Below are 20713 nucleotides of genomic sequence, written 5' to 3'. Positions count from 1 at the left end.
GGTCACTCACGACCACCACGGGGGCGTATTCAGGGCGCCCCCATGACGCCGACACCGTGCCCGGCCGTTCACGCGGAAGGGCGCCTGGTCCAGAGGTTGCGACGCTAGTGCAGGGACGTTTCAAGAGGGATGGCAGCGCTTCGGCGGAGCCGGAGCCGCAGGGCGGGACTGGCCCCAAGGCCGTCAGCTCCTCGCCCCAGCACGCCCAGAACCCGGGCCCGACCCAGCCCGGGGACAGCGGGGAGCGCGCCGGCCAGGCGGCGGACCCGTCCGCGCCCGGCCAGCAGCCGTCCGCCAAGCCGGCCACGGGCCCGACCGGCCCCGGACCGCGCATAGCCCTGCGCAACTGGCGGATCTCCACCCGTCTGGTCTCGCTGCTCGCGCTTCCGGTGGTCGCGGCGACCTCGCTCGGCGCGCTGCGCATCAACCAGTCGATCGACGACATCCAGCAGCTCGAGAACATGAAGCTGCTGACCGAGATGACCAAGCAGGCCACCGAGCTGGCGCACGCGCTCCAGGAGGAGCGCGACCAGTCCGCCGGCCCCCTGGCCCACGGCTCGAAGTCCAGCGCCATCGCCGTCAAGGGCGACCGCGAGCAGACCGACCGGGCCCTGAAGAACTTCCTCGACAAGTCGGAGCAGATCGACGCGGCGAGCAAGGACGGCCGGCTCGTCGGCGTCCGGGACAGCCTCGTCGGCATCGCCAGCGACCTGAACGACCTGACCAAGATCCGCAGCACGGCGTACACGGCCAAGGACAACTCGACCCAGACCGTCGAGTCCTACCACCGCCTGATCACCCACCTGCTCGACCTCTCGCAGGACATGGCGGAGGCGACCAGCAACTCCGACATGATCCAGCGCACCCGCGCCCTGTCGGCCTTCTCCTCGGCCAAGGAGTACGCGTCCATCCAGCGCGCCGTCCTCGCCGCGGCGCTGCCCGCGAACAACACGGACAAGGGCAACCTCACCGAGAACGACCGGCTGTACGCCCAGTCCGCGCTGCAGAGCCAGACCTCCGAGATCCGCAGCTTCAGCAGCATCTACGGCGACGGCGCCGAGGACCTGCTCAAGCCGATCACCGAGGGCAACCCGGTCATCGAGGCCTCCGACCAGTACGCGGGCCGCGCGCTCAGCAAGACCCACGGTCTGGAGAGCCTGAAGTCCCGGTCCTACCAGGACTGGCTGGACGACAGCTCCACCAAGATCCAGCAGATGAAGAACATCGAGCTGAAGCTGCTGGAGGACATGGAGCAGCAGGCCCGTGAGCTGCGCAACGAGTCCGAGCAAGAGGCGATCATCTCCGGTGTCGTCATCCTGCTCGTGCTCGGCGTCTCCCTGGTCGGCGCGTTCGTCGTGGCCCGGTCCATGATCCGCTCGCTGCGCCGCCTGGAGGACACCGCGACCAAGGTCGCCCAGGACCGCCTGCCCGAGCTGGTCAAGCAGCTCTCCGAGACCGACCCGCAGGACGTCGACACCTCGGTGGAGTCCGTCGGTGTGCACTCCCGGGACGAGATCGGCCGAGTGGCCGCGGCCTTCGACGACGTGCACCGCGAGGCGGTCCGCCTCGCCGCCGAGCAGGCCCTGCTGCGGGGCAACGTCAACGCGATGTTCACCAACCTCTCGCGCCGCTCCCAGGGCCTCATCCAGCGCCAGCTCTCGCTCATCTCCGAACTGGAGTCCCGCGAGGCCGACCCGGACCAGCTCTCCTCGCTGTTCAAGCTCGACCACCTCGCCACCCGCATGCGCCGCAACGGTGAGAACCTCCTCGTCCTCGCCGGTGAGGAGCCGGGCCGGCGCTGGACCCGCCCGGTGCCGCTGGTCGACGTGCTCCGTGCCGCCGCCTCCGAGGTGGAGCAGTACGAGCGCATCGAGCTGGCCTCCGTGCCGAGCACCGAGGTCGCCGGCCGTGTGGTCAACGACCTCGTGCACCTGCTCGCCGAGCTGCTGGAGAACGCGACCTCGTTCTCCTCGCCGCAGACCAAGGTCAAGGTCACCGGTCACGCGCTGCCCGACGGACGGGTGCTGATCGAGATCCACGACACCGGCATCGGCCTCTCCCCCGAGGACCTCGCCGCGATCAACGAGCGGCTCGCCTCGCCGCCCACCGTGGACGTCTCCGTCTCCCGCCGCATGGGTCTGTTCGTGGTCGGCCGCCTCTCGCAGCGCCACGGCATCCGCATCCAGCTCCGCCCGTCCGACTCCGGCGGCACGACCGCGCTGGTCATGCTGCCCGTCGACGTCGCCCAGGGCGGCCGCAAGCCGCAGCCCAAGCCCGGTCAGCCCGGCGCGGGCACCGGCGGTCCGGCCGCCGCGCAGGCGGCCGCCGGTGTCGCCGCGGCCCGCCGCGGCGGCCAGGGCGGCGGCGCCCTCGGGGGCGGCGGTGCCTTCGGCGGCGGTGCGCCGGGCGGCCGGCTCGGTGCCGGTCAGGGACCGCGGGCCGCACTGCCCGGGCGTGACGCGGGCGGTCGCCCGGGTGGCCCGCGCGGGCCGCAGTCCCCGGCGGGTCCGGGACCGCAGAACCGTCCGGCCCCGGCGGGAGCGGGCGCGGGTGCCGGTCAGGCGCCCGGTGCTCCGCAGGGTCTGCAGGCCGCGGGCATGAACGCGCCGCAGGGCAACGCGCCGGGGAACAACGCCCCGCAGGGCCAGGACATGTTCGGCGGCACCCGTACTCCCGCCGCTCCCCCGCAGCGCGGCAAGCGCGGGGCGAACGGCGACGCCGATCAGGGCCGTCGTCCGCAGCTGCCGCCGCGCGGCGGCCCCCGGGCCGAGCTGCCCGGCGGCAACCCGCAGCCCCGCGTGCCGAGTTGGAGCGACGAGAACGCGCAGCCGCCCGTGCCGCGTGCCTCGCTGGACGCCCCGCGCGGCCACGACGAGCCGGACGGCTCCCGCACCGACCTGACCCCGCGCCTCGACGAGCGGCAGGGTCCGGGCGCCACCGCGGAGATGCCGGCGGTGCCCCGGTTCGGCGAGCCCCAGTCCCCCGCCGCCACGGCCGAGTTCGCCCGCCCCGACTTCGACGCCCCGGCGCCGCGACGGGACGAACCGCAGGACACCGGCGAGTTCGCCCGCCCCGGCCAGAACCAGTACGACGGCCAGAACCAGTTCCCGGACCAGTACGGGCAGGACCAGTACGGGCAGGACCAGTACGGCCAGGGCCGGTTCGGGCAGGACCAGTACCGCCAGGACCCGTACGACGCGGGCCGCTCCGGCCAGGACGCCCCGCGCAACGACCAGTTCGCGCGGCCCGAGCCGGCCGCCGGGCAGCCGGGCGGCGGTCCCTTCGTCCGCTCGGACGTCTTCGGCGGCCGTCCCGCACCGGCGGCCCCTGACAACCCGGCCCCGGCGGACCCGTTCGCCGGCGCCCAGGGCTACGACAGCGGATCGACCGGACAGCACGACCTGCCGGGCCGTCAGAACGCGGCGGACAACGGCCAGTTCGAGCGCCCCCGGGCGGGCGGCACGCAGGGCGGGAACGACTTCGGCGCCCAGCGTCCCCCGGCGCCGCAGCAGCGGCCCGGCGACGGCTGGGCCCTGCCCCCGGCCTCCGGCCCCGGTGACGGACGTACTCCTCTGTACGACACGCTGGAGACCAACTGGTTCCACGGCGACCGCGAGGCGAGGGCCCAGCAGGAGGCCCCGGCCGCGGCACCGGCGGAGCCGGAGGCCGCCCAGCCCCAGACCCCGGCGGCCCCGCAGCGGCCGGCCACCTCGGCCTGGCGCAGCTCGCCGAACGACGACCTCGTCCGGCAGGCGGAGCGCGTCAGGCAGCCGGCCGCCGGCGGAGTCACCACCTCCGGCCTCCCGCGCCGGGTCCCCCGGGCCAACCTCGTCCCGGGAACGGCTCAGCAGCAGTCGCACCAGAACGGTCCGCAGGTCTCGCGTGCGCCCGACGACGTGCGCGGCCGGCTGACCAATCTCCGTCGGGGAATCGCACAGGGCCGTCAGGCCGGTACCAACCAGACCGGCAGCTACCCGCGGCCCACTCACCAGCAGGAGCGTTAGTTGAGCCCGATGAGCCAGGCGGCACAGAACCTCAACTGGTTGATCACGAATTTCGTGGACAACACCCCAGGGGTGTCCCACACCGTCGTCGTGTCCGCCGACGGACTTCTCCTGGCGATGTCGGAGGGCTTCCCTCGCGACCGAGCCGATCAGCTCGCGGCGGTCGCCTCGGGACTGACCTCGCTGACGGCCGGGGCGTCCCGGATCTTCGAGGGCGGCAACGTGGCGCAGACGGTCGTGGAGATGGAGCGGGGGTTCCTCTTCCTGATGTCCGTCTCGGACGGCTCGTCCCTGGCCGTCCTCGCGCACCCGGAGTGCGACATCGGCCTCGTCGGCTACGAGATGGCGCTCCTGGTCGACCGCGCGGGCGCGGTCCTCACACCCGACCTGCGCGCCGAACTACAAGGCAGTCTGCTCCACTGATCGGCCCCGGCACCACCCGTGTTACCAAATCACCGTCCGGCCGCCACAATCCCCCCACCGGCCTCGTCAGACGGCACGACTGACCGACCTGCTGTCCCGCCCGGAGGATTCATGACCCCGCCCACCGCCTCTCATGATCCGTACGCGGAGCCGTACGAGGACGAGGGCGACCAGCCGCTGGTACGTCCCTATGCGATGACCGGTGGCCGGACCAGGCCGCGCTATCAGCTCGCCATCGAGGCGCTGATCAGTACGACGGCCGACCCGGCAGCGCTCATGGGGCTGCTCCCCGAGCACCAGCGGATCTGCCACTTGTGCCGCGAGGTGAAATCGGTGGCCGAGGTGTCGGCCCTGCTGGCGATGCCGCTCGGCGTGGCGCGAATCCTGGTCGCGGACCTCGCGGAGGCCGGGATGGTCGCGGTCCACCAGCCCGGCGGAGACGAGAACAACGGCGGTGCGCCGGACGTGACACTGCTCGAAAGGGTGCTCAGTGGACTTCGAAAGCTCTGACGGAGGGCGGGCGACCACCTCCGCGAAGATCGTGGTGGCCGGCGGCTTCGGCGTCGGCAAGACCACGTTCGTGGGCGCCGTCTCCGAGATCAACCCCCTGCGCACCGAGGCCGTGATGACCTCGGCCAGCGCCGGGATCGACGACCTCACGCACGCCGGGGACAAGACGACCACGACGGTCGCCATGGACTTCGGCCGCATCACGCTCGACCAGGACCTGATCCTGTACCTGTTCGGCACGCCGGGCCAGGACCGGTTCTGGTTCATGTGGGACGACCTGGTGCGCGGCGCCATCGGCGCGGTCGTGCTCTGCGACACCCGTCGGCTGGCCGACTGCTTCCCGGCGGTCGACTACTTCGAGAACAGCGGGCTGCCGTTCGTCGTCGCGCTCAACGGCTTCGACGGGCAGCAGCCGTACACGCCCGACGAGGTGCGCGAGGCGCTGCAGATCGGTCCGGACACCCCGATCATCACGACCGACGCCCGGCACCGCGCCGACGCGAAGTCGGCCCTCATCACGCTGGTCGAGCACGCGCTGATGGCCCGCTTGCGGTAGCTCCGCGGGCCCTAGCAGTCAAGTCGGCAGGGTTCTACGGCACTTGTCGTAGACGATTCGGAGCCGGCTGTGTCCTTTGACACGGTCGGCTCCGCTGTTCATAACGTTTCGGCAGAGGAATCGGGTGGTACCGACACGCGACGCGGTCAGCTGGTCTCGCTACGCTCACGAACACCCCGTCTTTTGACGGCCCTCGCTCTTTATGACCGTTTTACGTGGAGCGTGCATCACGCGCCGGCCCCGCGTTCCACTGTTTGGAAGAGCACTGTTCGCCGTGCTGGAATGCCAGAACTGCCCAATGGTCAAAGACGTACTCAGCAGTAGCACGTACTCGATGACGGTCTGGGTTCTGAGACACAGCGGCACGACACAGGTGCCGACCGCCGAGAGGTTGTTGGTCGAGTGAGGCGAAGCAAGAACAGTCCCGAGCCGTCGGCCCGGGGCAACTTCACCCCGCCGCCGCGCACAGCGGCGCCCGCCCCCGCCCCTGCCGCGGAACCCAAGGCCGAGCCCGCGCCGAGCGGTGGCCGCTTCACGCCCCGCAACTGGCGGGTGACCACCCGGCTGAACGCGATCCTGCTCATACCCGTGCTGGTCGGCCTCGTCATGGGCGGCTTCCAGGTGAAGAGCTCGATCGACACCTGGCAGGACGCCGAGGACGCCGAGAGCACCGCGCGCCTGGTCCGGGCCTCCCTCGGCTACGCCAACGCCCTCTACAACGAGCGCGACGTCACGGCGGCTCCGCTGCTGCAGGGCAAGGGCGAGAAGGACGCCACCGTCGTCAGGGCCCGCCGGACCACCGACGAGGCGGCCGCCACCTTCGACCACGCGGCCCAGGGCATGCCCCACAAGGCCGGCCTGGAGCGCCGTCTGAAGGTCTTCCGCGAGCAGGAGCCCAAGCTCCAGACGCTGCGCGCGGCGGCGTACACCTCCAAGCTCAAGGGCGTGGAGACCGAGGAGGGCTACACCGGTGTCGCCCACCCCCTGATGGAGTTCGCCAACGAACTCGGTCTGGGCACCGGCAACATCACCTCCTACGGCCGTACCGTCTACGCGATCTCCCTGACCAAGGCCGCGCTCTCCCTGGAGCGCTCCATCGGCATGCACATGCTGGTCAAGCCGGGTCCGGAGCCCGGCCACCTCGCCAGCCAGCGCGTCGCGCTCTCCTCGTACGCCTACCTGGAGCGCATCGCGGTCGAGGAGTACATCGGCGGCGGCACCGAGGCGGACGCGCAGAAGCTCGAGGACTCCGAGGCGAAGCTCAAGGAGGACGGCGCGGCCATGGCCAAGGAGGCCAAGGCCAAGGACCCGGACTACGTGGCGCCGCCGTCCAACCCGACGACGATGGTCTCGGAGCTGGCCGGACTGGCTTCCACGGACACCGGCGCGCGTGCGGAGCTGGCCCAGCAGGGCATCACGCCGGAAAACTGGTGGGCGGTCAACACCCTCAAGTTCGACGCGTACCAGAAGATCGAGTCGGACCTCGCGGACAAGGCGGTGTCCGAGGCGTCCTCGATCGCCGACGACGCCGAGCGCGACGCCTACATCACGGGTGCCGCGGTCGTGATCGCGCTGCTCGCCGCGTTCGTCCTGGCCGGCATGGTGGCCCGCCAGATGAGCCGCTCCATGCGCCAGCTCCGCAACGCCGCCTTCGGCATCGCCGAGCAGCGCCTGCCGACCCTGGTCGACCAGCTCTCCCGCACCGACCCGGGCCGGGTCGACACCCGCGTGCAGCCGATCCCGATCACCTCGACGGACGAGATCGGCGAGGTCGCCCGCGCCTTCGACCAGGTCCACCGCGAGGCGGTGCGGCTCGCCTCCGAGCAGGCCATGCTGCGGGGCAACATCAACGCGATCTTCACCAACCTGTCGCGCCGCAACCAGTCGCTGATCGAGGGCCAGCTGAGCCTGATCACCGACCTGGAGAACAACGAGGCCGACCCGGACCAGCTGGAGAACCTGTTCCGGCTGGACCACCTGGCCACCCGTATGCGCCGCAACGGCGAGAACCTCCTCGTCCTCGCCGGCGAGGAGCCGGGCCGCCGCTGGGACCAGCCGGTGCCGCTGGTGGACGTGCTGCGCGCCGCCTCCTCCGAGGTGGAGCAGTACGAGCGCATCGAGCTGTCGGGCGTGCCGGAGGCCGAGATCCACGGCCGCGCCGTGACCGACCTCGTGCACCTGCTCGCCGAGCTGCTCGAGAACGCCACCACGTTCTCCTCCCCGCAGACCAAGGTCCGCGTCACCGCGACCCGGCTGCCCGACGGCCGCGTGATGGTCGAGATCCACGACAAGGGCATCGGCCTGACCGCCGAGGACTTCGCGGACATCAACCACAAGCTGGCCAACCCGCCGACCGTGGACGCCGCGATCTCGCAGCGCATGGGCCTGTTCGTGGTCGGCCGGCTGTCCGACCGGCACGGCATCCGCGTCCAGCTGCGTCCCTCCGGCGAGCAGGCGGGCACCACTTCGCTGGTCATGCTCCCGGACGCCATCACCCACGGTGGCGGCGGCGAGCAGCAGCCGCAGCGCGACGAGTTCACCGTCTCGCAGATCATCCCGGAGCAGAACTTCCAGGGCGCGAGCTTCCCGCAGGTCGGCCAGCCCATGCGGACCGCCGCCGAACTGGGCTTCGACGACAGCCGGTACGCCGAGATCCCGGACGACATCCGCGAACTCGACCCGGTCGGCCGTTCGCTGATGCGCGAGGAGCGCCGCGCGGCCCTGGAGGCCCAGGCCCACCCCGAACTGCCGGGCCCCGCGGACCAGGGCGAGAACGGCGGTCCCGAAGCCACCGGCTTCCAGGACCCGTTCGCCGGACGGCAGCCGGGCTACGACCAGGCCCCCGACGGCTACCAGCAGCAGGTGAACGGCGCCTACCAGGAGCCGGTGAACGGCGGGTACGACCAGCAGACGGCGTACCCGGACCAGCAGCAGGCGTACCAGGAACCGCAGCAGGCGTCGTACGACGGGCAGTACTACGCGCCGGACGGCGGCGTGCCGGAGACCGGGAGCCACTCCCCCTTCGAGCAGCGGCGCCACCAGGACGACTGGCCGCAGCAGGACGGGTACCAGAACGGATATCCGGACCCGTACCCCGCGAGTGCCCCGCAGGCGCATTCCGCCCAGGCCGCTGACGTGAACGAGGCGGACCGCGTAGGCTTCGACCGTCCGGGTCCGGCCTCCTCCGCCGCCCACGAGCTGACCGACGCCGGTCTTCCCCGCCGCGGATCCACCGCGAGCGGCGCGGGCGATGCGGGGCACGTGGGCCGGGAGACGCCGGCCGCCGCACAGGGGACGGGCGGCGAGGACACCTGGCGGTCGGCCAACGACGACCGCTGGCAGCAGGCTTCGGCGCTGCGCAGGCCCAAGGCGGGCGGGGTGACCTCCTCGGGCCTGCCGCGGCGGGTGCCCAAGGCCAACCTGGTCGAGGGCGCGGCCGAGACCACCCCCCAGGGAGGCCCGCAGGTCTCCCGCGCTCCGGAGGACGTCCGGGGCAGGCTGAGCAACCTGCGGCGCGGCGTCGAACGGGGCCGCAACGCAGGCAGTGAAACGAACGGCCAGGACACGAGGAATGAACACCGTGGTCCTGACAGCACCTACAACCAGGAGCGTTAGTGTGAGCCCGATGAGCCAGGCGGCGCAGAACCTGAACTGGTTGATCACCAACTTCGTGGACAACACCCCGGGGGTGTCCCACACGGTGGTGGTCTCCGCCGACGGACTCCTTCTGGCGATGTCCGAAGGGTTCCCTCGCGACCGAGCCGATCAGCTCGCGGCCGTCGCCTCCGGCCTGACCTCGCTGACCGCGGGTGCCTCGCGCATCTTCGAGGGCGGCAGCGTGAACCAGACGGTTGTGGAGATGGAGCGCGGATTCCTCTTCATCATGTCCATTTCCGACGGCTCGTCCCTCGCGGTTCTCGCACACCCCGAGGCGGACATCGGTCTCATTGGGTACGAGATGGCCCTCCTGGTGGACCGTGCCGGCACGGTCCTGACCCCCGATCTGCGGGCGGAGCTCCAAGGGAGCCTTCTCAACTAAAGGACAGACGGTGCGTTTTGGCGTCCTGTGGCCGTAAGGTTTCGGGACGCGGCTCCACAGCGTTGGGTGCCAGGCACAGTCGGAGGAGGAAGAAGTGGCAACACCCCCAGGCGGTCCGTCGTCGGGCAACTGGTCGTACGGCCCCGGTCAGGGCCAGGGCGACGGCTCGGCGCACGGCTACGGCTACCCCTCCGTACCGAGCCACCAGCAGCCGTACGCGCCGCAGGGCCCCGGCCCTTCGCCGTACGACCAGCCGCAGGCTCCGCGCATCCAGCCCGTGCAGCCGCAGCGCCGCACCCCTGAGCCGGCGCCCGCCGGGGCGTCGAACAACCCCCTGGTGCGCCCGTACGCCATGACGGGCGGTCGCACCAGGCCCCGTTACCAGCTCGCCATCGAGGCGCTGGTGCACACCACCGCGCAGCCGCACCAGATGCAGGGCCAGTTGCCCGAGCATCAGCGGATCTGCAACCTCTGCCGGGAGATCAAGTCGGTGGCCGAGGTCTCGGCCCTGCTGGCGATCCCTCTCGGCGTGGCCAGGATCCTCGTCGCCGACTTGGCGGAGGCGGGACTGGTCGCCATCCATCAGCCCGGCGGCGACGAGAGCGCCGGCGGCCAGCCAGACGTGACACTGCTCGAAAGGGTGCTCAGTGGACTTCGCAAGCTCTAGCGGCGGTCCTTCCCGCTCCACCACTTCCGCGAAAATCGTGGTGGCGGGCGGCTTCGGCGTGGGCAAGACCACGTTCGTCGGCGCTGTCTCGGAGATCAATCCGCTGCGCACCGAGGCCGTGATGACATCCGCGTCCGCGGGCATTGACGACCTCACCCACACGGGGGACAAGACGACCACGACGGTCGCCATGGACTTCGGCCGCATCACGCTCGACCAGGACCTGATCCTGTACCTGTTCGGCACGCCGGGCCAGGACCGGTTCTGGTTCATGTGGGACGACCTGGTGCGCGGCGCGATCGGGGCGATCGTGCTGGTCGACACGAGGCGGCTGGCCGACTGCTTCCCGGCGGTCGACTACTTCGAGAACAGCGGGCTGCCGTTCGTGATCGCGCTCAACGGCTTCGACGGGCAGCAGCCGTACAACCCGGACGAGGTCCGGGAGGCGCTGCAGATCGGTCCGGACACGCCGATCATCACGACGGACGCGCGGCACCGCGCCGACGCGAAGTCGGCCCTCATCACGCTCGTGGAGCACGCTCTGATGGCGCGGTTGCGCTAGCCCGCGCCGGGCTGCGACCCGCCCCCTGCGGCCACCAGGCTGCCGGGGGCGGTTTCGTTGCCGGGTGCGGGTGGTGTGGTGGCCAGTGGCGCAAGCCCCCCCCCGCGCCCCCTGGGCCGGCTCCCCGCCCCCTTCATGCGCACAGGCCCCCTTCCTCGGCGGAAGGGGGCCTGTGCGTGTGCTCAGGTCAGCGCCAGCTGTGCGGTGCCCGGAATCCCGGCTCGCGCTCCAGGCGGCGCCAGCCCGCGCGGGCTCGGCCGGCGCCGTGGGCCGGGGCGATCTCGGCGGGGCGGGCGGCGGCGCGGGCCAGGAGGAGGGCCGTGATGGCGGCGACTTCCTCGGGCTCGGCGTGGCCCTTCTCGACGCGGATGTCGGCAGGGGACATGGAAGTGGCTCCTCGGGTCACTGCGGCGGGTTGCCGTGCTTGCGGGAGGGCAGGTCGGCGTGCTTGGTCTGAAGCATCGCCAGGGACTTGATCAGCACCTCGCGGGTCTCCGCGGGGTCGATGACGTCGTCGACCAGGCCGCGTTCGGCCGCGTAGTAGGGGTGCATCAGCTCGGACTTGTACTCCTTGACCATGCGCGCCCGCATGGCCTCGGGGTCCTCGGCGTCGGCGATCTGCCGGCGGAAGATGACGTTGGCGGCGCCTTCCGCTCCCATGACGGCGATCTCGTTGGTCGGCCAGGCGTAGGTGAGGTCGGCGCCGATGGACTGGCTGTCCATGACGATGTAAGCACCTCCGTACGCCTTGCGCAGGATGAGCGAGATCCGGGGCACGGTGGCGTTGCAGTACGCGTACAGCAGCTTGGCGCCGTGGCGGATGATGCCGCCGTGCTCCTGGTCGACGCCGGGCAGGAAGCCGGGTACGTCCAGAAGGGTGATGATCGGGATGTTGAAGGCGTCGCACATCTGGACGAAGCGCGCGGCCTTCTCCGACGCCTCGATGTCCAGCACGCCCGCCAGGGCCTGCGGCTGGTTGGCGACGATGCCGACGACCTGGCCGTCGAGGCGGGCCAGCGCGCAGATGATGTTGCGGGCCCAGCGCTCGTGGACCTCCAGGTACTCGCTGTCGTCGACGAGTTCCTCGATGACCTTGACCATGTCGTACGGGCGGTTGCCGTCCGCCGGGACCAGGTCGAGCAGGACGTCCGAGCGGCGGTCCGCGGGGTCCGACGACTCGTGGCGGGGCGGGTTCTCCCGGTTGTTCTGCGGGAGGAGGGAGAGGAGGTAGCGCACCTCGGCGAGGCAGGTCTCCTCGTCGTCGTAGGCGAAGTGGCACACGCCCGAGGTCTCGGCGTGGACGTCGGCGCCGCCCAGCCCGTTCTGGGTGATCTCCTCACCGGTGACGGCCTTGACCACGTCCGGGCCGGTGATGAACATCTGCGAGGTGTCGCGGACCATGAAGACGAAGTCCGTCAGCGCGGGGCTGTAGGCCGCGCCGCCCGCACACGGGCCCAGCATCACGCTGATCTGCGGGATGACCCCCGACGCCTTCGTGTTCCGCTGGAAGATCCCTCCGTACCCGGCGAGCGCGGAGACGCCCTCCTGGATGCGGGCGCCGGCGCCGTCGTTCAGGGACACCAGCGGCGCACCGGCCGCGATGGCCATGTCCATGATCTTGTGGATCTTCGTCGCGTGGGCCTCGCCCAGCGCGCCCCCGAAGATCCGGAAGTCGTGGGCGTAGACGAAGACCGTGCGGCCGTCCACCGTGCCCCAGCCGGTGATGACACCGTCGGTGTACGGCTTCTTCGCCTCCAGTCCGAACCCGGTCGCCCGGTGCCGGCGCAGCTGCTCGACCTCCCGGAAGGAGCCCGGGTCCAGGAGCAGCTCGATCCGCTCGCGTGCCGTCAGCTTGCCCTTGGCGTGCTGCGCGGCCGTCGCCTTCTCGCTCGGCCCGGCCAGCGCCTGCGCACGGATCTCGTGCAGCTCGGCCACTCGCCCGCGCGCGTCCGTCGGCTCACCCGGCGCCTCATCCAAAACGGTCATGTAGTGACTGTACGAAGCCGACCAAGGAATGCGAGCCGTCGACTCCGTACAGTCTCCGGCCCGATTTCCTGGTAGCACTGAACAGAATCCCCATCCCGTGCAGCCTTTTCGACTGCTCAGGGGGGCTGGGGCTTGTAGGGGTTGCACAAACCCCTTAGCTGAGAATCACCTCACATTCGTGGGTGGTACATACCACCCCTGGGGTGACGCGCAGGCGCAGTCGGCGGCCCGCCTCCAGGACCTCGACCGTCTCGTCGGCCCGCGACACCGCCCTCACCGGGTGGTCCCAGACGATCTCCAGGGGCTGTCCCGTGCGCGGCGGTTCGCTCACGCAGAGGGTAGCGGAGCGGCCGGTGCGGCGGACCAGCACACTCGCCCCGGCCGTCGCGGTGAGCGGGCCCGCGGTGCCGACCTGCCAGAAGTTGGCGGCCGTGAGACCGAGCCAGGGGACGGCCACCGCCTGGCGGATGCGGTCGTTGGCGAGGACCCTCAGCCAACGGCGGTCGGCCGCCCGGCGGGCCACGGCGGCGCGGGAGGCGCCCGGCATGACGGTGTAGACGTAGCCGGCGTCGGCCGGGTCGGTGCCGTGGTCGAGCCAGAGGGTCTGCCAGCGCCGGGTGCGGCGTTCGGTCGTGCTGGTGGCGTTGATGTCGGACCAGGCGCCGGTGCGGTCCTCGCGCAGGGTCCGCAGCTCCCCCTCGGGCACGATCCAGCCGCCGTGGCCCTCCAGGTGGGCCCAGCGCCCGCCGTGCACGAGGGCCTGGGTGCCGCCCTCCCCCAGGTTGCGGTTGTCGACGACCGTCTCGACGGGGACGCCGTCGGCGCAGGTGATGCCGGCGCCCAGGCACACCACCGCGTCGTCGAGGAAGAACCAGGACTTGCGCGCCCGCAGGGTGGAGCCGAGACCCTTGAGGTCCTGGCCGACGGCCGCGTAGGCGCCGTCGGTCGTGCCGCCGACCCAGCGCACGTCCGGCTTGGGCTCGCCCCATTCGCCGCCCGCGCGGTCGGGCAGGCGCCGGGTGGAGACGGTGGTGCCGGGCAGCCGGTACCAGTCGACGGTCGGCCAGAACCAGTCCGTGTACTGGTCGGACCTGGTTCCGTTCGCCCACCAGGTGAGCATCCCCGCGCCGGTGTGCCAGCCGCGCGGGTTCTCGCCGTTGCCGCACTCGTAGTGGGCGATGCGGTCGCTGGCCATGGCGAGGCCCGCGGTGAAGGCGGGGCGGCGGTGAACGGCACGGTCCATGGCGGCGAAGAGGTGGTGTCCGGCGGGTTCGGGGGCGGCCTCGCCGGGCGCGTCGGCGATCGCGTGCAGCCGGGCGAGGTCGGCCGCCCGGAACTCCGGCGCCGTGAGGATCGGGGTGACGGTGTCGCGCTCGATCCAGCCCTTGATCCGGGCGTGCCAGCGTTTCCGCTCGGCGTCGCTCGCACCGCCCGCGAGGACCGCCACGGCGGCGACGAGCTGGCGGCCGTGGAAGTGGTCGCCGCGCATGACGTGGAGGTCGTCGCCCTGGAGGTGACCCCGGCTGATCGCTCGGCCGTTGACCACGTCCATGACCAGGCCGTCGTGGATCAGGGGTGCGTAGGCCCGCTCGACACTGTCGAGGACGATCTGCCGGGCCGGGTCCGTCACCTCCCACGCGGAGCCGGCCAGCAGGGTGAACAGCCGGCCCAGCCCGTCGAGCATGACCTGGCCGTACGTCCCGGAGTAGGCGATCCAGGTGTGCTGGACGAACGAGCCGTCGGCGTAGAGCCCGTCGCCCTCGGTGACGTACGGGAAGACCGGTGAGAGGGCGTCGCGGGCCAGGGCGATCTTGGCGGGGTTGCGGCCCAGGATGCCGCGCAGGGCCACGGAGCGGCACAGGTCGACGCGGTTGGCGCCGGTGGAGGTGCCGGAGTAGTCGCCGAGCATCGTGTCGGAGACGAAGTGGTCGACGGCGGCGCAGGCGGCGGCGACGCGGTCGGCGCCGAGGTGGTCGTACAGGGCGGCGGTGATGTCCATCAGGAGGCGTGGGCTGCCGATCTGCCATTCCCACCAGTTGCCGTAGCGGGCGGTGGCCGGGTGGTAGACGGTGGCCGAGAGGTGGTCGAGACCGCGCAGGAGGTCGGCGAGGAGGCCGGGGTCGCCGGTGGAGCCGGTGCCCTCCTGGACGTACGCCTCGGTCATCGTCCACAGGCGGCCGTAGGCGAAGGTGATGCCGGCGGGCGGGTCGAAGGGGTGGCCGGGCCACAGCGAGGTGGGGGTCGGGGCCATGGCGGCGCGGTACGCGCGGGCGCGTGCGCCGGTCTCGGCGAGACGGGAGGCGTACGGCTCGGCGGCGGGGTCGTAGCCGGTGCCGAGGGCGAGCTCGAGCCAGCGCCGGCGGAGGGCGTCGTAGGGGTCGGCCGGGGGGTCGGGCGCGGCTGCCGCGCGGGGGGCCGCGGTGAGGCCGGCGGCCAGTGCCGCGGCGAACAGGACGGCCCGGCGGCCGGGAGCGGTGGGGCGCTTCGGGGTCATGCTCATGCCGTCTATCACGTCGTGGCCGAATCCGGAACGACACGCGCGGCACGCCGTGCGTGACGGTTGATGCCCGCGCGGAATAGGTCTACAGTCGAACTCGTTGGACTGGTTGAACATTCAACATTAGGCCCCGGACCGCCCGGGTCCCGACCCCTCACGGAGGACACCATGACCAGCACCCCCGACCTCGCCACGCTCACCGGCGACTACACCGTCGACCCCGCCCACACGACGATCGGCTTCACGGCGCGCCACGCCATGGTCACCAACGTCAAGGGCAAGTTCCTCGACTTCACCGGCACGCTGCACCTGGACGGCGCCGACCCGTCCCGTTCCACGGCCACCCTCGACGTCACGATGGACAGCATCGACACGGGCTCTCCCGACCGCGACGGCCACCTGAAGAGCTCGGACTTCTTCAACACCGGCGAGTACCCGACGATGACCTTCCGCTCCACCAAGGCGGAGTCCCTGGGCGGCGACGACTACCGCATCACCGGTGACCTGTCGATCCTCGGCACGACCAAGCCGCTCACCATCGACCTGGAGTTCAACGGCGCCGCCAAGGACCCGTTCGGCAACGAGCGCGTCGGCTTCGAGGGCAAGGCGGAGATCAAGCGCTCGGAGTGGGGGCTCACCTGGAACGCGGCCCTGGAGACGGGCGGGGTCCTGGTCTCCGACAAGATCAAGCTGAACTTCGACATCTCGGCGATCCGGCAGGCCTGACGGGCCGGACCGCCGCGGCGGCTCAGAAGCCGCCGCCGAAGTCGCCGCCTCCCCCGCCGAAGCCTCCGTCACCGCCGAAGCCGCCCCCGAAGTCCCCGGGGTCGAAGTCGGCGCCCGAGACGTCGCCGCCCTCGTAGCCGCCGAAGTCGCCGTAACCCGCGCCGTAACCGGCTCCGTAGGCGGGGCCCGCCATCATGCTGCCCAGCATGGTGCCGACCAGCAGACCGGGCAGGATGCCCCCGCCGAAGTAGCCGCCCGCCCAGGGGCCGTAGGCCGGGCCCGCGTCCCAGTAGGGGCGGCGGCCGTACTCGGTGTCCACCTCGCGGATCATCGGCTCCCGCCCGTCGGAGAGCCGGGCCCGGTCGGCCGCGCAGACCGGGACCTGGCGGGTCGTGCCGCCCGGCGGGGTCCAGGTGGCGTCGGCGACCGACGGACCGTGGCGCGGGTCGAAGAAGCAGGGCGGGCGGCGTTCGGGCAGCGGCCTGCCCTCGCGGCGGGCGGCGAGCTGCGCGAGCGAGAAGCGGCCGTCCTCCACCGCCTGGGTGACCGCCCGCACGTCCTCCGGCTTGCGGGCGTCCGCCATGTACGTCTTCGCCTGGTCGTAGGAGTCCAGGGCGCGTTCGTAGTCCGCCCGCATGGCGTCGTCCGCGCCCGGTTCCGCCGGGTGGAAGTCCAGGCGGTCCAGTTCCTCGCCGAACGCCGTGATGTCCTCGTCGACCACCACCCGCAGCCGCTCCAGCGACTCCCGCTGCTCGGCCTCGCGGCGGTGGCGGCTGCGCCGGGAGAGCGCGTAGACGCCCGCGCCGCCGACCACCACCACCGCGCCCGCGGTGATCAGGGCGCCCGTGGGCGCGGAACCGCCCCCGGAGTCCCAGGAGGAGGGGGCGGAGCCGTTCACGCTGCGCACCGCGTCGTCGACGAAGTCGTTCAGCTGCGCCTTGGGATCGCCCGCGCCCTGGACCGCGGTGACCAGGTTCCGCACGCCCTGGCGGCTCAGCACGCTGCTGTCGGCACGGGCGTCGAAACGGTCGCCGAGGCGGACGCCGTACAGACCGGTGATGCCGGTCTCGGTGCGCAGGTTCTGGAAGAGGTCGGTGGTCGGGTAGCCGGCCGGGAGGACCACGACGAAGATGGGGTCGCCCGCGTTCTCGATCTTGTGGGCGAGCGCGTCCGCGTCGGACCCGGACAGCAGGCCCGATGCGGCCGGGTCCACGTAGACCGGACTGTCGCGCAGGGCGGCGCCGATCGTGGAGACGTCGGTCTGCGCCCGCGCGCCGGGCGCACCGGCCATCAGCACCGCCAGCGCGGCGACGACCGGTACGACCAGGAGGCGCATGAGGAGGTGCATGCGAACGCCACTCATACGCTCGGCGTACCCGCATGCACCCCGCTCAGACATGAAGTGCCCTGGTATCGGGCACTTCGTCACTCGGCGGGCGCGACCCCCGCCCGCAGCAGCCCGTAGGTGTAGGCGTCCTCCAGGGCCTGCCACGAGGCGGCGATGACGTTCTCCGCGACGCCCACCGTGGCCCACTCCCCCGTGCCGTCCGACGTGGAGATGAGGACCCTGGTCGTGGACTGGGTGCCGTGCACACCCTCCAGGATGCGGACCTTGTAGTCGACCAGGTCGAGCTTGGCCAGTTCGGGGTAGATCTTCTCCAGCGCGACGCGCAGCGACCGGTCCAGGGCGTTGACCGGGCCGTTGCCCTCCGCGGTGGCGACGATGCGCTCGCCCTTGGCCCAGAGCTTGACCGTGGCCTCGTTGGCGTGGCTGCCGTCGGGGCGGTCCTCCGTGATCGCGCGCCAGGACTCGACGTCGAAGTACTTCAGCGGCCTGCCCTCGGCCTCGGCGCGCAGCAGCAGCTCGAAGCTGGCGTCGGCGGCCTCGTAGGTGTAGCCCGCCAGCTCGCGCTCCTTGACCCGCTCCACGACCCGGCCGACCAGTTCGCGGTCGCCGCCGAGGTCGATGCCGAGCTCCTTGCCCTTGAGCTCGATGGAGGCGCGGCCGGCCATGTCGGAGACCAGCATCCGCATGGTGTTGCCGACCAGCTCGGGGTCGATGTGCTGGTACAGGTCCGGGTCGACCTTGATCGCGGACGCGTGCAGGCCGGCCTTGTGGGCGAAGGCGGAGACGCCCACGTAGGGCTGGTGGGTGGAGGGGGTGAGGTTGACGACCTCGGCGATGGCGTGGGAGGTGCGGGTCATCTCGCGCAGCCGGCCCTCGGGCAGCACCTTCTTGCCGTACTTCAGCTCCAGGGCGGCCACGACCGGGAACAGGTTGGCGTTGCCGACCCGCTCGCCGTAGCCGTTGGCCGTGCACTGGACGTGGGTCGCGCCCGCGTCGACGGCGGCGAGGGTGTTGGCGACGGCGCAGCCGGTGTCGTCCTGGGCGTGGATGCCGAGCCGGGCGCCGGTGTCGGCGAGCACCGTGGCGACCACGGCCTGGATCTGCGCCGGGAGCATGCCGCCGTTGGTGTCGCACAGGATGACGACGTCGGCGCCGGCCTCCCAGGCGGTGCGCACGACCGACTTCGCGTACTCGGGGTTGGCGCGGTAGCCGTCGAAGAAGTGCTCGCAGTCGACGAAGACCCTGCGCCCCTGCGCCCTGAGGTGGGAGACCGTGTCCGCGACCATGGCGAGGTTCTCGTCGAGCGTGGTGCGCAGGGCCAGTTCCACGTGCCGGTCGTGGGACTTGGCCACCAGCGTGATCACGTCGGCGCCGGAGTCGAGCAGCGCCTTGACCTGGTGGTCCTCGGCGGCCTTGGCGCCCGCGCGGCGGGTGGAGCCGAAGGCCACCAACCGGGCGTGCTGGAAGTCGATCTCCTGCCGGGCCCGGGCGAAGAACTCGGTGTCCCGCGGGTTGGCGCCGGGCCAGCCGCCCTCGATGAAGCCCACACCGAAGTCGTCCAGGTGCCGTGCGATGGCCAGCTTGTCCGCGACCGTGAGGTTGATGCCCTCGCGCTGCGCGCCGTCGCGCAGGGTGGTGTCGAAGACGTGGAACGAATCGTCGAGTTCGCTGGTTGCGGTCATGATCTGAAGGCTCCTGTAGGGAATCTCGGTCTACCGGAATGACCGGTTCCACCGTTCCTCTATGATCCCTCGCGCTCTCTTCCCGGCTCGGGGTGGGCCAGGAAAGCGAAAAACCTCTCGCGGGTGCGAGAGGTCTGCGCGCGGGTCGAGGACGACGGTGGCCACCCGTACCTGGTCGTACGTGGTGGTCACTGCGGACCGGCGCGCCTGCTGCCAATAATCATGGCGAACGAGAGCACGGGGGAAGTCTGGCACACTCCCTCCCCCTTCTCACCGCCCGTCTCAGGATGCGAGCGGCCTCCGTCCACCGGCAACTCCCCCGCACGGGCCGGAGGGGCGGGGTCCCGGCCGGGCCCGCCCCCCGCCCGGCACGCGTCAGGCCAGCGTGTGCATCCAGCCGTGGGTGTCCTCGACGGTCCCCCGCTGGATGTCCAGCAGCGCGTCCCGCAGCCGCTGCGTGACCTCGCCCGGCTCGCCCCCGCTCTGCTGCCACTGGGCGCCGGTCCGCTTGACCGTGCCGACGGGCGTGATCACGGCCGCGGTGCCGCAGGCGAAGACCTCGGTGAGGGTGCCGTTCTCCGAGTCGCGCTGCCACTGGTCGACCGAGATGCGGCCCTCCTCCGCCTCGTAGCCGAGGTCGCGGGCGACGGTGAGCAGGGAGTCACGGGTGACGCCCTCGAGGATGGAGCCGGTGAGGGCCGGCGTGATGATCTTGTTCCCGTACACGAAGTACAGGTTCATGCCGCCCAGTTCCTCGACCCACGTGCGCTCGATGGCGTCGAGGTAGCAGACCTGGTCGCAGCCCTTGGCCGCGGCCTCGGCCTGGGCGAGCAGGGAGGCCGCGTAGTTGCCGCCGGTCTTGGCGTCGCCCATGCCGCCGGGGACGGCGCGGACGCGGTCCTCGGAGACCCAGATGGAGACGGGCTTGACGCCGCCCGGGAAGTAGGCGCCGGCCGGGGAGGCGATGACGAGGAAGAGGTACTCGTTGGCCGGCTTGACGCCCAGGCCGACCTCGGTGGCGATCATGAAGGGGCGCAGGTACAGGGACTCCTCGCCGCCGTGCGCCGGGACCCACTTCTCGTCCTGCTTCACCAGCGCGTCGCAGGCCTCGATGAAGGTCTCGACCGGAAGCTCGGGCATGCCGAGGCGGCGCGAGGAGGCCTGGAAGCGGGCGCCGTTCTTCTCCGGGCGGAAGGTGGCGACGGAACCGTCGGGACGCCGGTAGGCCTTCAGCCCCTCGAAGATCTCCTGCGCGTAGTGCAGGACCATGGTCGCCGGGTCGAGGGAGAGCGGGGCGTAGGGCACGAGCTGACCGTCGTGCCAGCCGCGGCCCTCGGTCCACCTGATCGTCACCATGTGGTCGGTGAAGTGGCGGCCGAACCCGGGGTTGGCCAGAATCGCCGCGCGCTCGGCGTCCGAGAGCGGGTTGGCGGAGGGCTTGAGCTCGATCGTGGGCGTCGTCATGGGTGGCTGTCCTTCACCGGTTGTGTTGTGACGGGCCGCGGTCACGCCCGTACGGCCGGTGGCCGGTGCTAGGACGTCCGAGCATTCCCTCAAGTCGCGGCTTCGCGTTCGATTATCGCGCGCGGCCCGCGAGGGGTGAAACGGGGTGAATGCGGCCCAGGTTTCGATGGTCGCACCTGGCGGACGCAGGAGAAAGCCGCCGGGTGCCTTGTTTTGGGACCCGACGGCTTCGAAACGGATTCGATCGAG

General features: G+C 71.6%; 15 protein-coding genes. 9 read left to right on the top strand and 6 right to left on the bottom strand.

What is annotated here, in order from left to right; translation table 11 throughout:
• The first annotated feature begins 107 nt into the window (after positions 1-107).
• The 8 genes from Sdi02f_RS12100 to Sdi02f_RS12065 all read left to right on the top strand — a co-directional run bounded on the left by Sdi02f_RS12100 (position 108) and on the right by Sdi02f_RS12065 (position 10761).
• Positions 108-4004 carry a sensor histidine kinase gene (locus Sdi02f_RS12100; protein WP_108933221.1) on the top strand — a complete coding sequence of 1299 codons (3897 nt, stop codon included), beginning with the start codon at positions 108-110 and terminating at the stop codon, positions 4002-4004.
• Positions 4005-4013: 9 nt separating this feature from the next.
• Positions 4014-4427: a roadblock/LC7 domain-containing protein gene (locus tag Sdi02f_RS12095; protein WP_003973453.1), complete on the top strand. Its 414-nt coding sequence runs from the start codon at positions 4014-4016 to the stop codon at positions 4425-4427.
• Positions 4428-4538: 111 nt separating this feature from the next.
• Entirely contained in the window at positions 4539-4937 is a 399-nt protein-coding gene (locus Sdi02f_RS12090; RefSeq protein WP_007387727.1) for a DUF742 domain-containing protein, read from the top strand.
• Positions 4918-5493 carry a GTP-binding protein gene (locus Sdi02f_RS12085; protein WP_055469383.1) on the top strand — a complete coding sequence of 192 codons (576 nt, stop codon included), beginning with the start codon at positions 4918-4920 and terminating at the stop codon, positions 5491-5493. The genes Sdi02f_RS12090 and Sdi02f_RS12085 overlap by 20 nt, the downstream gene beginning before the upstream one ends.
• Before the next feature lie 402 nt (positions 5494-5895).
• Positions 5896-9108: a sensor histidine kinase gene (locus tag Sdi02f_RS12080; protein WP_030402363.1), complete on the top strand. Its 3213-nt coding sequence runs from the start codon at positions 5896-5898 to the stop codon at positions 9106-9108.
• A 10-nt stretch (positions 9109-9118) separates the two neighbouring features.
• Entirely contained in the window at positions 9119-9532 is a 414-nt protein-coding gene (locus Sdi02f_RS12075) for a roadblock/LC7 domain-containing protein (protein ID WP_004983065.1), read from the top strand.
• Positions 9533-9626: 94 nt separating this feature from the next.
• Complete coding sequence (locus Sdi02f_RS12070; RefSeq protein ID WP_030402364.1) at positions 9627-10199, top strand: DUF742 domain-containing protein; 573 nt, start codon at positions 9627-9629, stop codon at positions 10197-10199.
• Positions 10180-10761: a GTP-binding protein gene (locus tag Sdi02f_RS12065; RefSeq protein WP_009314218.1), complete on the top strand. Its 582-nt coding sequence runs from the start codon at positions 10180-10182 to the stop codon at positions 10759-10761. Before Sdi02f_RS12070 ends, Sdi02f_RS12065 begins: the two co-directional genes overlap by 20 nt.
• A gap of 187 nt (positions 10762-10948) precedes the next feature.
• Here the strand turns inward: Sdi02f_RS12065 and Sdi02f_RS12060 are convergent, their stop codons facing one another.
• From Sdi02f_RS12060 to Sdi02f_RS12050, 3 genes are all read right to left on the bottom strand, one after another.
• Positions 10949-11146, bottom strand: a complete 198-nt coding sequence (locus tag Sdi02f_RS12060) for an acyl-CoA carboxylase epsilon subunit (RefSeq protein WP_030402365.1) — start codon at positions 11144-11146, stop codon at positions 10949-10951.
• 17 nt (positions 11147-11163) lie between these two features.
• Positions 11164-12747 (bottom strand): acyl-CoA carboxylase subunit beta, encoded by a 1584-nt coding sequence (locus tag Sdi02f_RS12055; protein WP_037825030.1) that lies wholly within the window; start codon positions 12745-12747, stop codon positions 11164-11166.
• 154 nt (positions 12748-12901) lie between these two features.
• On the bottom strand, positions 12902-15241 hold the full coding sequence (locus Sdi02f_RS12050; protein WP_108933286.1) for a polysaccharide lyase 8 family protein: 2340 nt from the start codon (positions 15239-15241) through the stop codon (positions 12902-12904).
• A gap of 171 nt (positions 15242-15412) precedes the next feature.
• On the opposite strand from Sdi02f_RS12050, the gene Sdi02f_RS12045 reads away from it, so the two are divergent.
• Entirely contained in the window at positions 15413-15970 is a 558-nt protein-coding gene (locus Sdi02f_RS12045; RefSeq protein WP_030402368.1) for a YceI family protein, read from the top strand.
• Between the two features lie 22 nt (positions 15971-15992).
• Here the strand turns inward: Sdi02f_RS12045 and Sdi02f_RS12040 are convergent, their stop codons facing one another.
• The 3 genes from Sdi02f_RS12040 to Sdi02f_RS12030 all read right to left on the bottom strand — a co-directional run bounded on the left by Sdi02f_RS12040 (position 15993) and on the right by Sdi02f_RS12030 (position 20464).
• Complete coding sequence (locus Sdi02f_RS12040) at positions 15993-17333, bottom strand: hypothetical protein (protein ID WP_108933220.1); 1341 nt, start codon at positions 17331-17333, stop codon at positions 15993-15995.
• 62 nt (positions 17334-17395) lie between these two features.
• On the bottom strand, positions 17396-19000 hold the full coding sequence (cimA, locus tag Sdi02f_RS12035; RefSeq protein ID WP_031086258.1) for a citramalate synthase: 1605 nt from the start codon (positions 18998-19000) through the stop codon (positions 17396-17398).
• 375 nt (positions 19001-19375) lie between these two features.
• Complete coding sequence (locus tag Sdi02f_RS12030) at positions 19376-20464, bottom strand: branched-chain amino acid aminotransferase (protein WP_031086256.1); 1089 nt, start codon at positions 20462-20464, stop codon at positions 19376-19378.
• Positions 20465-20713: the final 249 nt, after the last annotated feature.

This window comes from Streptomyces ardesiacus (assembly GCF_003112575.1).
GTDB lineage: Bacteria > Actinomycetota > Actinomycetes > Streptomycetales > Streptomycetaceae > Streptomyces > Streptomyces ardesiacus.
The sequence above is the reverse complement of the archived record's forward strand: the minus strand, read 5'-3'. Positions and strand labels throughout refer to the sequence as shown.

What these genes read in the sequence shown, in the direction of transcription:
- cimA (WP_031086258.1), bottom strand. Translation starts at nt 19,000, where the DNA reads ATGACCGCAACCAGCGAACTCGACGATTCGTTCCACGTCTTCGACACC.
- Sdi02f_RS12060 (WP_030402365.1), bottom strand. Translation starts at nt 11,146, where the DNA reads ATGTCCCCTGCCGACATCCGCGTCGAGAAGGGCCACGCCGAGCCCGAG.
- Sdi02f_RS12050 (WP_108933286.1), bottom strand. Translation starts at nt 15,241, where the DNA reads ATGACCCCGAAGCGCCCCACCGCTCCCGGCCGCCGGGCCGTCCTGTTC.
- Sdi02f_RS12030 (WP_031086256.1), bottom strand. Translation starts at nt 20,464, where the DNA reads ATGACGACGCCCACGATCGAGCTCAAGCCCTCCGCCAACCCGCTCTCG.
- Sdi02f_RS12090 (WP_007387727.1), top strand. Translation starts at nt 4,539, where the DNA reads ATGACCCCGCCCACCGCCTCTCATGATCCGTACGCGGAGCCGTACGAG.
- Sdi02f_RS12095 (WP_003973453.1), top strand. Translation starts at nt 4,014, where the DNA reads ATGAGCCAGGCGGCACAGAACCTCAACTGGTTGATCACGAATTTCGTG.
- Sdi02f_RS12045 (WP_030402368.1), top strand. Translation starts at nt 15,413, where the DNA reads ATGACCAGCACCCCCGACCTCGCCACGCTCACCGGCGACTACACCGTC.
- Sdi02f_RS12040 (WP_108933220.1), bottom strand. Translation starts at nt 17,333, where the DNA reads ATGAGTGGCGTTCGCATGCACCTCCTCATGCGCCTCCTGGTCGTACCG.
- Sdi02f_RS12055 (WP_037825030.1), bottom strand. Translation starts at nt 12,747, where the DNA reads ATGACCGTTTTGGATGAGGCGCCGGGTGAGCCGACGGACGCGCGCGGG.
- Sdi02f_RS12075 (WP_004983065.1), top strand. Translation starts at nt 9,119, where the DNA reads ATGAGCCAGGCGGCGCAGAACCTGAACTGGTTGATCACCAACTTCGTG.